General features: G+C 65.6%; 10 protein-coding genes. 5 read left to right on the top strand and 5 right to left on the bottom strand.

Translation table 11 applies throughout. The features are described 5' to 3' along the window. The first annotated feature begins 93 nt into the window (after positions 1 to 93). From H4V95_RS19025 to H4V95_RS15365, 3 genes are read left to right on the top strand one after another with little or no spacing between them, the layout of a single operon-like run. Positions 94 to 207: a thiopeptide-type bacteriocin gene (locus H4V95_RS19025; RefSeq protein ID WP_395939850.1), complete on the top strand. Its 114-nt coding sequence runs from the start codon at positions 94 to 96 to the stop codon at positions 205 to 207. Beyond that, positions 204 to 1,118 (top strand): ABC transporter ATP-binding protein, encoded by a 915-nt coding sequence (locus tag H4V95_RS15370; RefSeq protein ID WP_209730985.1) that lies wholly within the window; start codon positions 204 to 206, stop codon positions 1,116 to 1,118. Before H4V95_RS19025 ends, H4V95_RS15370 begins: the two co-directional genes overlap by 4 nt. Continuing rightward, the gene (locus H4V95_RS15365; RefSeq protein ID WP_209730984.1) at positions 1,115 to 1,975 is read left to right on the top strand and encodes an ABC transporter permease; all 861 of its coding nucleotides are present in this window, start codon (positions 1,115 to 1,117) and stop codon (positions 1,973 to 1,975) included. The genes H4V95_RS15370 and H4V95_RS15365 overlap by 4 nt, the downstream gene beginning before the upstream one ends. Positions 1,976 to 2,014: 39 nt before the next feature. On the opposite strand, the gene H4V95_RS15360 is transcribed toward H4V95_RS15365, so the two are convergent. Genes H4V95_RS15360 through H4V95_RS15345 form a run of 4 tightly spaced genes read right to left on the bottom strand, consistent with a single transcriptional unit; the run spans position 2,015 to position 6,945 of the window. Next, on the bottom strand, positions 2,015 to 2,737 hold the full coding sequence (locus tag H4V95_RS15360; protein ID WP_209730983.1) for a GntR family transcriptional regulator: 723 nt from the start codon (positions 2,735 to 2,737) through the stop codon (positions 2,015 to 2,017). Between the two features lie 31 nt (positions 2,738 to 2,768). Further along, the gene (locus H4V95_RS15355) at positions 2,769 to 4,511 is read right to left on the bottom strand and encodes a biotin carboxylase N-terminal domain-containing protein (RefSeq protein ID WP_209731395.1); all 1,743 of its coding nucleotides are present in this window, start codon (positions 4,509 to 4,511) and stop codon (positions 2,769 to 2,771) included. Between the two features lie 11 nt (positions 4,512 to 4,522). After that, positions 4,523 to 6,190, bottom strand: coding sequence for a 5-oxoprolinase/urea amidolyase family protein (locus tag H4V95_RS15350; protein WP_209730982.1), 1,668 nt, complete (start codon positions 6,188 to 6,190; stop codon positions 4,523 to 4,525). Next, positions 6,187 to 6,945: a LamB/YcsF family protein gene (locus tag H4V95_RS15345; RefSeq protein ID WP_209730981.1), complete on the bottom strand. Its 759-nt coding sequence runs from the start codon at positions 6,943 to 6,945 to the stop codon at positions 6,187 to 6,189. The genes H4V95_RS15350 and H4V95_RS15345 overlap by 4 nt, the downstream gene beginning before the upstream one ends. Before the next feature lie 107 nt (positions 6,946 to 7,052). Here H4V95_RS15345 and H4V95_RS15340 point away from each other — a divergent pair, with 107 nt between their 5' ends. Next, positions 7,053 to 8,789 carry a hypothetical protein gene (locus H4V95_RS15340; protein ID WP_209730980.1) on the top strand — a complete coding sequence of 579 codons (1,737 nt, stop codon included), beginning with the start codon at positions 7,053 to 7,055 and terminating at the stop codon, positions 8,787 to 8,789. Positions 8,790 to 8,933: 144 nt separating this feature from the next. Continuing rightward, positions 8,934 to 10,310 carry an MFS transporter gene (locus H4V95_RS15335; RefSeq protein ID WP_209730979.1) on the top strand — a complete coding sequence of 459 codons (1,377 nt, stop codon included), beginning with the start codon at positions 8,934 to 8,936 and terminating at the stop codon, positions 10,308 to 10,310. Between the two features lie 121 nt (positions 10,311 to 10,431). Here the strand turns inward: H4V95_RS15335 and H4V95_RS15330 are convergent, their stop codons facing one another. Continuing rightward, on the bottom strand, positions 10,432 to 12,057 hold the full coding sequence (locus H4V95_RS15330; RefSeq protein ID WP_209730978.1) for an HNH endonuclease: 1,626 nt from the start codon (positions 12,055 to 12,057) through the stop codon (positions 10,432 to 10,434). Between the last annotated feature and the right edge of the window lie 142 nt (positions 12,058 to 12,199).

The raw sequence follows: 12,199 nt of genomic DNA, 5'->3' as shown, positions 1-12,199 counted from the left end.
GGATGTAGTCGGATAGGGGTCATCTTCTGGCTATCTAGTCTGACCCTCACGCATACATTCCTCGAAAAGTGAATTGACAAAAAAGTGTCAAACATGAGTCCCATTTTGGTGATGTCGGTCCGCAAAGCGGTCGTCGTACCCGAGACCGGCGCAACGAGCGGGTCGGGTTCATGCAGCTCGATAAAAGAGATGAGGAACAGCCAGTGAGCGCAATCAACGCGGTAGGTGTGGTGAAGGCCTATTCCGCCACTCCGGTTCTCCGAGGCATTGATCTTTCAGTTGCACAAGGAGCGATCGTTGCGTTGCTTGGTCCCAACGGGGCCGGCAAGACCACCCTGGTCGAAATCCTGGAAGGCCACCGCATGCGCACCGGGGGGACCCTCAGCGTCCTGGGACTTGACCCCGCAAAACGGACCGACTTCCGGTCGCTCCGTCAGCGCATGGGCGTTGTCCTGCAGCAGACCATGCTGGAACCGGGCATCTCCTCCCGGGATCTCCTTCGGCGGCAGTCCTCCTACTACTCACATCCCATGGAGGTGCAGGACATCCTGCGCAAGGTGGGGTTGGCCGACAAACAGAACGACCTGGTCCGAACGCTCTCGGGCGGAATGCGTAGGCGCCTCGACATTGCACTCGCACTGATTGGCCACCCAGAGATCCTGTTTTTGGATGAGCCGACCACGGGTCTGGACCCGTTATCCCGCCGCAGCATCCGCGAACTGATCCGCGAAGTCAACAGTGCAGGAACTACGGTGATTCTCACCTCCCACGACCTTGAAGAGGTTCAGGATCTGGCGCACACAGTCCACGTCCTGTCCGACGGAGCGTTCATCGCGTCCGGATCGCCCCATGAAATCATCGCGGGCTCAAATTCCAAGACGCAGGTCCGTTTCCTGCTGGGCGGCATTGAGCCGTCGTCGTTACCAGCCGGTGCCGAGGTGAACGCCGGAATGGTGCGCTATGAAACGCTCGACCAGGATCACCTGATCGCCGCACTGCAGCGGTGGTCCACCGACGCTGGCCAGCCACTTCAAGGCCTCACCGTCATCCCTCCGAGCCTGGACGACGCCTACGCGACCCTGCTCCAGCCAGCAGTCACCACAGGAGGAAACCCATGAGTACCGCAACCGTCGCTCCCACCACCAACGAGGGAACCTTCGTCCGGTCATTCCTGCTGCACGTCGAAATTGAGTTCAAGGATTTTTGGCGGTCAATCATCTCTTTGGCATTTATTGTCCTGTTGCCGGTGATGTTTTACGTGGGTTTCGGTTTCGCCTACCGTGACCAATCCGCAGTCGTCCTGGATTTGGGGTCAAACCAGATCACCCAGGGCAACTACAGCTACGCAGGGGTCCTGACCTTTGCGCTCCTGTCCGTCTGTTTCGCGAATGTCGCGATTGGACTTGCGATCCGCAGGCACCACGGACTCTTCAAACGGTTCCGGACGACGCCGGTATCCCCGCTGGTGGTGATGGGAGCCTTCCTCGCCAACGCGATCGTCACCCTGGTGGTGGTCTTCGTGACGCTGACCCTCATCGGCACTCTTGGCCTCGGGGTGGATCTGATCGTTGACCGGCTGCCTATGTTGTTGGGCGCCACCGCCATCGGTTTCCTCTGCATTGCGCCCCTTGGCACCGCACTCTCCCTCGTCCCGCCGAATGCAGACTCCGCCGTTCCGATCGTCAACGGCATCTTTTTCCCACTCGCGTTCCTATCGGGCGCATTCTTCGCCCTCTCGCTGGGGGAGACCGCCGACGGTATCCTGGCCCTGCTGCCAGGCAAACCCTTGATGGCGTTGTTCACTGGGGCACTGTCTCAGAGCGGTCCGTCCTGGGACACCGGTGCGATGCTGCTGCTGCTCGCCTGGGGAGTTGCTGGAACCTTCCTGTCCCTGAAGTTCTTCAAGTGGGCCTCGGAAAAGGAACCGCGCGGATTCACCCAGCGGAAATCGGCCAAGGACGAAACCGGTGAATAGAGTTGCACTAGCGGGAAAGGTCCGGCTGGCAACCAGCCCCTACCGGGCACCCTCGCCGGCCCGGGCCTGCCCGGCGGCAGCTTCCCCTGCGAGGTGCCCCAGGAGCTCAGCCTCAGCCGAGTCCAGATAATCACGCAGCCCGGCGGCGGCTTCCTCGCGGTGCCCAGCGCGCAGCCGCTCAACGAGCTCCACGTTGCGGTCCACATAGTGGCTGTGGAAGTCGGGGGCCGACGCCATCGCGTGGAACACCAGCCGCATCTCGGCAAGCACCCGGTCCATCAGGGTCCGCAACGATGCGCTGCCAGCCAGGCCAACCACGGCACTGTGGAGCGCCTGGTTGGCGTCGGCCATGCCGGGGACCGATCCGGCGTCGCGGGCCGCCTGCGCGCGCCGCACGATGGCTTCCATGTTTTCCAGGACCTCGGGGGTGGCCTCGCCCCACAGGGCCGCCGCCGGTTCGATCATCCGGCGCACCCGGTAGATTTCGCGCACTTCCTCGATCCCGGGAGAGGCCACAAACACGCCGCGATTCGGAATTTTCGTCACCATCGACTCGCTGGCGAGCGTCGAAAACGCCTCTCGGAGAGTATTGCGGGAGACTCCCAGCGCCGTCGACAACGTCTGTTCCGACAACTTGGACCCGGGCGTGAGCTTTCCTGCGGCTATCCGGCCCCTCAGGACGGTGGCGATCCACGTCGCCGTGTGCGCGTGCTCGGCCACACCCGATGTCCTGTCCAGCTCAGTTGCGGCTTCTATTGCCATTGCTTTCCCCCACCTTCGTCACCAACAGATGTTAGCCGACTGTGCCCAGCACCTCACCGCGCGCGACGGCGGCGCCCGGCTGCTGTCCGCCACGGCTGAAGGTCCCGGACGCCGAGGACACCACTTCGGTCTCCATCTTCATCGCCTCCAGCACCGCAACAGCCTGCCCCGCGGTGACCTCGGCGCCGTCGTCGGCCAGCCACTTCACCAGGGTGCCGCCCATCGACGCGGCGACGTGGCCGTCGTCGGCCGTCGTTCCCGAGGTCTGCCCGACGGCGGCGCCTCCAGTGGTTCCGCCGCCGCTCATCAACGCGGCGAAGATCTCGGCGGGCAGCCCCAGCTGGACCGCCTTGCCATCAAGCTCCACCGTGAGCGTTTCCCGGCGGGCGAGGGGACCCTTAGTCCCGCTGGACAGGGCAGCGTCCAGACGTTCGGCGAACGCATTCTCGATCCACGTGGTGTAGACGCCGAGCCGGTCCGGGTTGGTGAAGTCCGGGTCCCGCACCACTGCGCGGTGGAACGGCAGCACGGTGGGGAGGCCCTCGATCCGCAACTCGTCGAGGGCGGCGCGGGCGCGTCGCAACGCCTGCGGCCGGTCCTCGCCGTGGACGATCAGCTTGGCCATCAGGGAGTCGTACTCGGCGGGGACGCTGGAGCCGGACCGCACCCCGGTGTCGACGCGGATGCCGGGGCCCGTGGGCGCCTCGAACACGTCGATCGGGCCGGGGGAGGGCAGGAAACCGCGGCCAGCGTCCTCGGCGTTGAGCCGGAACTCGATCGCGTGGCCCCGCGGGGCCGGATCCTCAGTAATGCTGACGGGCAGTCCCGCGGCGATGCGGAACTGTTCGCGCACCAGGTCGATGCCCGACGTCGCCTCCGTCACCGGGTGCTCCACCTGCAGGCGGGTGTTGACCTCGAGGAAGGAGATCACGCCGTCAGGCGCCACCAGGTATTCGACAGTTCCTGCGCTGGTGTACCCGGCCTCCCGGCAGATGGCGCGGGCGGATTCGTGGATGCGGGCGCGCTGTTCATCGGTGAGGAACGGCGCCGGGGCTTCCTCGACGAGCTTCTGGTTGCGGCGCTGCAGGGAACAGTCGCGGGTGCCGACGACGACCACGTTGCCGTGCGTATCGGCCAGCACCTGCGCCTCGACGTGGCGTGGCTTGTCCAGGAACCGTTCGGCGAAGCACTCGCCCCGGCCGAACGCAACAGTGGCTTCGCGGACCGCGGAGTCGAATGCGTCGTCGATGTCTTCCATCCGGTGGGCGATCCGCATGCCGCGACCGCCGCCACCGTAGGCCGCCTTGATGGCGACGGGGACGCCGAATTCCTCCGCGAACGCGCGGACTTCCTCGGCGTTGGCGACCGGTCCGTCGGACCCGGGGACCAGCGGGGCACCCACCTTGACGGCGATTTCCCGTGCGGTGATCTTGTTGCCGAGACTGCGGATCGCCGCTGGCGAGGGGCCGATCCAGATCAGTCCGGCGTCCTGCACCGCCTCGGCGAAGTCGGCGTTCTCGGAGAGAAACCCGTAGCCGGGGTGGACGGCGTCGGCGCCAGCCTTTTTGGCAATGGCGAGGAGCTTGTCGATATTGAGGTAGGTGTCTGCGCTGGCCGATCCGCCGAGCGCATAGGCCTCGTCGCTGAGCCGGACGTGCAGGGCATCGGCGTCCGGTTCGGCGTACACGGCCACCGAGGTGAGCTCCGCGTCGGTGCACGCGCGGGCAATGCGGACGGCAATTTCCCCGCGGTTGGCGATCAGGACCTTTTTCATGGGTGCTACTTTCACGAGCTGTGGGTGGTGATCGGGCGCGGTGTCTGTTTCGACTGCAGGGTTGTGGGATCCACGGTCTGGAACTGGAGGGTAGTACCGGGTGCCAGTTGGGCGGCAATCGGCAGGTCCTCGGGCACGACGACGCCGATCACCGGGTACCCGCCGGTCACCGGATGGTCGGCGAGGAAAAGGACGGGCAGGCCCGACGGCGGCACCTGCAGTGATCCGGCGACGACGCCCTCGCTGGGGAGTTCATCGGTGGTGACCCGTTCCAGTGGTTGGCCAGTCTCGTCTGGTTGACCAGTCTCTTCACCTACCGCGAGGCGGACGCCGATCCGGTTCGATTCGGCCGTCACGGTCCAGGTCTGTCCGGTGAGTGCTTCTTGCGATTCGGGAGTGAACCAGTCCTGGCGGGGACCGGTGGTGATCCGGAGGAGCACTGGCTCTTTCGACCCCCTGAGGATGGCGTCGGGCAGGGTGGACGGTTCCGCGGCGCCGACCGTGCGGCCCTGATCGATCGGGCCGATCGGCAGCAGGGTGCCCGCAGCGAGAGGATCAGGCCCGATCCCCGACATCACGTCGGTGGAGCGGCTGCCGAGTACCTCCGGCACGTCGATGCCGCCGCGGATGGCTAGATAGGTGCGCAGCCCGGTGTCGGGCGCGTCGAGGTGGAGAGTCTCGCCGTCGTGCAGGGCGAACGGGGAACACAGGGGGACGGTCCGGGTGCTGTCCTTGCCGCTGATCCCGGCGGGGGTGATGGCACCGGTCAGTGCGAGGGTGAGTTCGCCGTGTGCCCTGACCGTGAGGCCGCCGAGGATAGTTTCGATCACGGCATCGCCGGGGGCGTTTCCGACCAGCCGGTTGGCTTGACGGGCGCTCGCGGTGTCGGCCGCGCCGGCTTTGGAGACGCCGACGTCGCCGAATCCGGGGCGTCCCAAGTCCTGGATGAGGGACTGCGGCCCGGGGGCGATGACCTCGAGGGCATGGCTAGTGGACTGAGGCGTCGCGACTGCGGGAGCGTCGTCGTCGGCTGCTCGGTCCGGGAGGGTCACGGTTTCCCGCACGGCGACGTACTGCACCGCGGTGCCGGGGCGCAACAGGGCGGGCTGGTCCCGGTTCAGGTCCCAGAGGCGGGACGCGGTCCGGCCGATGAGCTGCCAGCCGCCAGGGGAGCGCCGCGGGTAGACGGCGGAGAAGTTGCCGGCCAGGGCGACCGCGCCGGCTGGGACAGCGGTGCGCGGTGAGGTGCGGCGGGGGACGGTGAGGGTCTCGTTTTCACCGACCAGGTAGGCGAAACCCGGGGCGAAGCCACCAAAGGCGGCGGTCCAGAGTTGGCCGGTGTGGGCCGCGATGACGCCGTCGGGGTCGAGGCCGGTGAGGCGTCCCACTTCGGCGAGATCGTCGCCGTCGTACACCACCTCGATCCGGACCGGATCCCCGGTGGCCGCGGTGTCGGTTGCGGGAGCGGTGTCGAGGTAGGCGAGGGCGGTTCGAGCTGCGCGGGCGGCGGTGCCGGAGTCGAAGACGGCGAGCACGGTTTGGGCGGCGGCGAGAACGTTGACCTGGCCGCGGAGTGGCCGCTCCTGCAGTCGGGAGTGGACGGCGAGGACGGATTCCAGGGAATCGAGTTCGATCAGGAGGGCGCGAGGCCCGGCCCAGCGGATCTCGGGCTGGCTCATACGAAGCTCCGGATGCTGACGCCGGCTGCCTCCAGGTCTCGGCGGACGGCGGCGGACATCGAGACCGCGCCGGTGGTGTCGCCGTGGAGGCAGATGCTTTCCGCGGTGGTCTTGAGGGTGGATCCGTCGCGGGCGATGATGACGCCGTCGGTCGCGAGGCGGACCATGTTGGCGGCGACCTCGTCCTCGTCATGCAGGACGGCGCCGGGTTCGCGGCGGGAGACCAGGGTGCCGTCCGGGTTGTACGCGCGGTCGGCGAAGGCTTCGGAGACCCCGCGGAGGCCAGCTTTCTCGGCGGCTTTCAGTGCGACGGAGCCGGGGAGGAGAAGGAGTGGCAGGTCGCCGCCGAACGCCTTGACGGCGTCGACCACGGCCTGGGCCTGCACCTCATGGGTGACGATCGTGTTGTAGAGGGCGCCGTGGGGTTTCACATACTTAATGGTGCCGCCGGCAGCGCGGGAGAGCGCGTCGAGCGCTCCGATTTGGTACAGGACGTCGTCGGCCAGTTCGGTGGGGGAGCAGTCGAGGAAGCGGCGGCCGAATCCGGCCAGATCGCGGTACCCCACGTGGGCGCCGATGGTGACGTTCGCGGCGACGGCGTCGCGGCAGGTTTGGGCGATGGTGGATGGATCGCCGGCGTGGAAGCCGCACGCCACGTTGGCGCTGGAGACGGAGCGGAAGATGGCGGCGTCGTCGCCCATGGTCCAGTTGCCGAACGATTCACCGACGTCGCTGTTGAGGTCGATCGAAACCATTTGTGATCCTCGTCTCTTTTGGGTGTCCCTCAAGGATGCACGAAAAGTGAGGATTGTTCAACAATTTAAGAGTTGGGCTCTTTTGGCAAGAGTGCCATCATCGACTCATGAGCCCGAAGAGTCGCACCCGTAAACCGAAGTCCGCAGGCAAGGATAAGCGGCACACCGTCGAATCCACCACCAGCATCATTGCCACCATGTACCGACGGGTGGCCCCGTTCTTCGAGCAAGCCCTCGACCAAACGTCGTCGTTGGAGTCAGAGCAGCTGGCGTCCAACATCTACAGCGGCATGCATGAGACCACCAATCTGGGTCCGGGTATCGACAGCAAGCTGTTCGGTGAGTGGCTACGCTACCTTGAGCGCCAGGGGAACCGGTCGGCGGCGGCCATTCTCTGGGCCATGGCGCAGGTCGCAGACGATCCTGGAGCCGACCAGGCCGCCGCCGCCGCTGAACGCCTGGCCGAGGCCGGGGTTGCTCCGCCCGCATGGCTCGAGCCGGTGCGCACCCTGAAGGCCACCGAAGCCTGGATACTGACCGACGTGTTTGGCGACTCCATCGAGCTGGTGATTGAGTTCCGGACCGGACGGCGCAAACATGGCATGCATCTCAGTATCGACACCAACCACCTGGGCGGTTACGCCATCGACGTGGGGTTCAGCAACAGTGCCCGTGACCTGCTGAAGACTCTCGAACGACTGGCTGGGCAGATGCAAGGCATGATGTCGGTTGCGCCGGTTGGGCTACCCGAAGCGCGGAAGCTGGGTATTGCAGCAATCGGCGCCACCGATACCACCGCCGATCCCGAGGTGGGTCAGGATTACAACGTTGAGCGAGCGCTCGCACTGAAGCGGTTGCAGGCAATGCCTGGTGGCGACGTCGTGGACCTCGACGCACGAAGGGTGCCCAGTGAAGCCGATGGAATGGCGCAGAGTGACGCTGACGAGGCTGAGTCCAAGCGACTGATGACCACCTTCATGGCGGACATCCGACAGACCATCGCCCCCACATCGTCCCAGACGTTCAGGGCGCAGTTCCTTCGTCTTGCCGAGTTGGCGATTAGTTTTGGCCGTTACTACGACGACGGCAGGCTGGTGCGCGTGAGCCCGGTCAAAATGGAAACGTTCATCAGCTGGTTCCTCCCGAGGAAGACAATGCTCGACGCCGACGAGCTTGATGCCCTTCCCTGGTTCCTCGGTGCGTGGGTCGACTGGTGCGGCGCACAGATGGAGCTGCCCGAGGCGGCTATGGACATACTGGTGGATGTTGTGGGGGAAGTTCTCGAGGAGGCTCAAGAAATGAGGGAATCGGGCGAGGAGGTGCGGTCTCCGGGGCTCAACTTCCTCGAGGGGCTTGAGTTAGCCGACCTGGAGGAGGCCCAGGCTGCGATGGCCCGCCGCCAACTCGCCATGCCGTACTACGGCACCTGGATTGGCGCCGTCGACTATCCACATCTCAACGCCAACCTTCCGGGCGAACTGCGATTGCTGGTGCTGGGCGAGCTCAAGGAACTGCATGCTGTGGGAACGGACGAATACCCGAGCGCTGGGGAACCCGATGGCAGTCCCGTGTGGGTTGCCGCTCTGCGCGAACTGGTCGTGGCGCAATTGTGGAATGGTGAACCCCTGCAGGTGTGGGACGCCGCCCAACGGTTGCAGGCGCAGGGTCTGAATCGGCAGGAGATCCTGGATCAGCTTCAGTCGGTGCTTGCCGGTCATGTGGATGCGAGCCGGTATAGGCCTGCCGCTGGGTTCAGCACGACGGTGGACAGCACCGGATACGTGGCCGCGCTGTCAGCTGTCGGCGGGGGAAAGGGCAGGGGTGGACACCTCCGCTTGGTGTAGGGCATCTAGGTGTAATGCCCAGATAGGGTGGTCTCGGGTGCCTACCCACCCCCACTGAACCCTGAGTTAAGGCCACTTCTGAGACGCGGAAGTCGCCATAGGTCACACATCGGCGGAATGGACGGTTCGGGCTACGCTCTTTCCATGACTAGCAGTCAGCCTCAGAATCGACCGCCCGGCGGGTCAAACGCTACCGGCGCCGCATCCGCATCCGGAGCCCTCGGCACCCACAGCGGTCCCGGCGCCCACGGCGCTCCCGGCACCCACGGCGCTCCCGGGGCAGCCGGACCGACCCAGACGATCGACGTCGTCGCTGTCCAGCGGCGGACTGTCGCGGTGCTGATCGTGGGGCAGGTGCTGGGCGGGATTGGTATTGGCTGCACCCTGTCGATTGGCGCGGTGATGGCCGCCAATATCTCCGGCTCCGACGCGCTGTCCGGGACGGCTAGCACGCTGAGCACGCTCGGCGCCGCGGCGAGTGCCATCCCGCTGGCCAGACTGGCGCAGCGGTTGGGCCGTCGTCGGGCTCTGACCACCGGTGCGCTCTTGGCTGCTTCGGGGTCGGTGGTTGCCATCACCGCGGCCGCCCTTGGTTCCTTTCCTCTACTGATGCTCGCCTTTGCCCTCTTGGGTGTGGGTGCTGCCGTGAACCTGCAATCCCGGTTCGCCGCTACCGACCTCGCCAGCCCGCAACATCGGGGCCGGGATTTGTCCCTGGTGGTGTGGTTTACGACCGTTGGCGCCGTCCTGGGTCCTAACCTCATCGGGCCGGGTGAGACGATTGCTTCGACGCTGCGAATGCCCGATCTCACCGGCTCCTTCCTTATCGCCTTCACCGCCCAGCTTGCCGCCGCGGCTGTTTATCTGGTGGCGCTGCGTCCGGACCCGTATCTGTTGAGCACGTCGAATGCGGCAAAGAGTGCCGAGGAGACCGATCCCGGGGCGATCCGCGGACGGGGTCCGTTGATTTTCGCGATCGGATCTATTGCCATCAGCCACGCGGTAATGGTGGCGGTCATGTCCATGACGCCCGTCCACCTGATCAACCACGGCGTCACGCTGACGATCATTGGGCTGACCATCAGCCTGCACATTGCCGGCATGTTCGCGTTGTCGCCGCTGTTCGGATGGCTCAGCGACAAAGTGGGGCGCGTCACCACCATCTTGATCGGCCAGGGCCTGTTTGCTGTGTCGCTGCCGATTGTGGCGTTGGGCGAGGATGATCCGGTCCTGGTAACGGTAGGGCTGGTATTCCTTGGGTTGGGGTGGAGTGCTGCGACAGTTGCGGGATCGGCACTGGTGGCGGATCTGGTGACCGGCGCGGCCCGGCCAAAGATTCAGGGTCGGACCGACCTCATCATGAACCTCGCCGGGGCGGTTGGCGGAGCCTCATCGGGCGTAGCTTTGGTGCTGATCGGGTATGCCGGGCTGGCTTGGTCGGCGGGTGTGCTGGTGTTGGTTGTCGTGGCGGGATCGGTCATTACCAGGTCGGGTGCCACACGGTCCGGCGTCACTGGGTAGGCCACTTTGTAGACTACGGTCGCCTGGGGCCTGGGGCCTGGGGCCTGGGGCCTGGGGCCTGGGGCCTGGGGCCTGGGGCCTGGAGCGCTGAGTGGTGCGGTGGGACAGTAGTCGCACTCGATCAGGGTCGTGACCTGACCTGCTTCAGGGTCTTGACCTGCTCACGTTCGATCGTCGCTGCCCCTGGCAGAGGTGGTGCGGTGGAGTGGTAGGTGTGGCCGGCAGGCGTGGTGACTCGGAGTCTATGCCTGGGTCCGGGGACGGGGACTACAGCCCAGCCATGGTGTTCTTTGGTGTGGTTGCACGCTTCGCAGAGTCCTGCCCCGTTCGTGGTGGTGGTCGGTCCGCCCCGATGCCACGGGATGATGTGGTCGAAGTGGCGGATCGGTGCGTCGCAGTACGGGGTGCGGCAGGTGTCATCACGGGCGGTGATAAACCGGCGTTGCGCTTTCGTGAAGAGCCGGGCGGTGGAGTCCATCGCCACCAGGTCCCCGGTCGATGGGGCGGTGTAGAGGCGACGCAACCAGACATCGAAAGCTCGATGTTCGTGACCATTAAGCTTCTTGCTGCGCGCCGAAGGGTCTGAACTAGCCGGATAACAGGAGCTTCCCGAACCATCTGTGCCCATCAATTGGTGGTCTGAGCCTGTTGGCGTGCCGGAGTCTGTTGGTGTGCCGGTGCCGATGAGGTTGCGTGCCCAGCTGGAGGGGACGATGCCGTAGCCGGGGATCCTGGCTGGTTCGCTGTCGCCCTGGAAGAGGGCACGGTCGGTCATGATGAGCTGCAGCTCGACCCGGCTGATACCCCCGGGGACCCCGGTGACGCGTTCGACGAGGGTATCGGCCATCACCTGGCCCCGGGACCTGGGGTCACCGGTCCCCCGGACGGTGTCAGCGTGACGAGTCAACACGGCGTAGGTGGCGACGGCCTCTTTCACTGGGAGCAGGGCGGTCAGATAGGCCATGGTGTCTGGTGCTGGACGGATACTCACACACCGCTCCGTCGCAGCGTGGGCGGCCCGGTTCACCACTGACCGGGGATCCCGCCGGTACGCGGCTGCCTTCGCCGCGGCGACGACCGCCTTATCCCCGTACCCGGTGAACCTACCCGTATCAGCTGATAGCTCTTCATCCACGGCAGCACGGTCAACACTGCTGAGGCACGCGGTCTCTTTCACCAACAGGGTGGCCCGCCACTCATTGAGTTGCCCGGTGTGGAGGGCGGCTAGTGTGTGGGGCATCTCCGTCACCAGCGCCCGCGCCAAGCCGAGGAGCCGGCTGCCGCGGGCCGGGGATTCACGCCTCGCCAACGCGACCTGCGCCCCCACGCCTTTGCCCTGTTCGGCGGCGGGTACCCCGGCGAGGGTTTGGGTGTCGCGTTCGGAGACGTCGATCGCGACCGTGATCCGGGCCTGCACCCCAGCGATCGCCGACTTCAGATCCTCCAGCTCCCGCAACTGATCAATCAACCCTGCCGCATCCACCGCCGGTTTCAGGGAGTTCAGGGCTTCGGCCAGGGCCCGGGTGGAACGCTTACGGCCAGCCCCGGCAAGGGTGCTCACAGGAGTGTTGCTCGTCGGAGCAGCACCGGCAGACGTAGCAGAAGAAGAATCGACAGGAATGCCGTCCGCAGCACCAGAGAGTCGGCCGCCGTCGGGCCCATAACCGGTACCAGAGGCACCCCGCGGAGCCGTCACCCGGGAGGGGGTTCCCTTCCGTTTCGGTGATGGAGCTGTGCTGCCTTCCATACCTCTATTGTCCCAAACCCCACCGACATTCCTGCGGAATTCCCGGCTATGTGGACAAACCTCTCGAATGAATGTTCGAGTCTAAGTTGTCGTTCTGCGGATGGCTTGCAAAATTCAACAAGGGCACCCGGGCAACCCTCAG

Origin of the sequence: Arthrobacter sp. CAN_C5 (assembly GCF_017875735.1) — a bacterium.
Classification (GTDB): domain Bacteria; phylum Actinomycetota; class Actinomycetes; order Actinomycetales; family Micrococcaceae; genus Arthrobacter_D.
The sequence above is the reverse complement of the archived record's forward strand: the minus strand, read 5'-3'. Positions and strand labels throughout refer to the sequence as shown.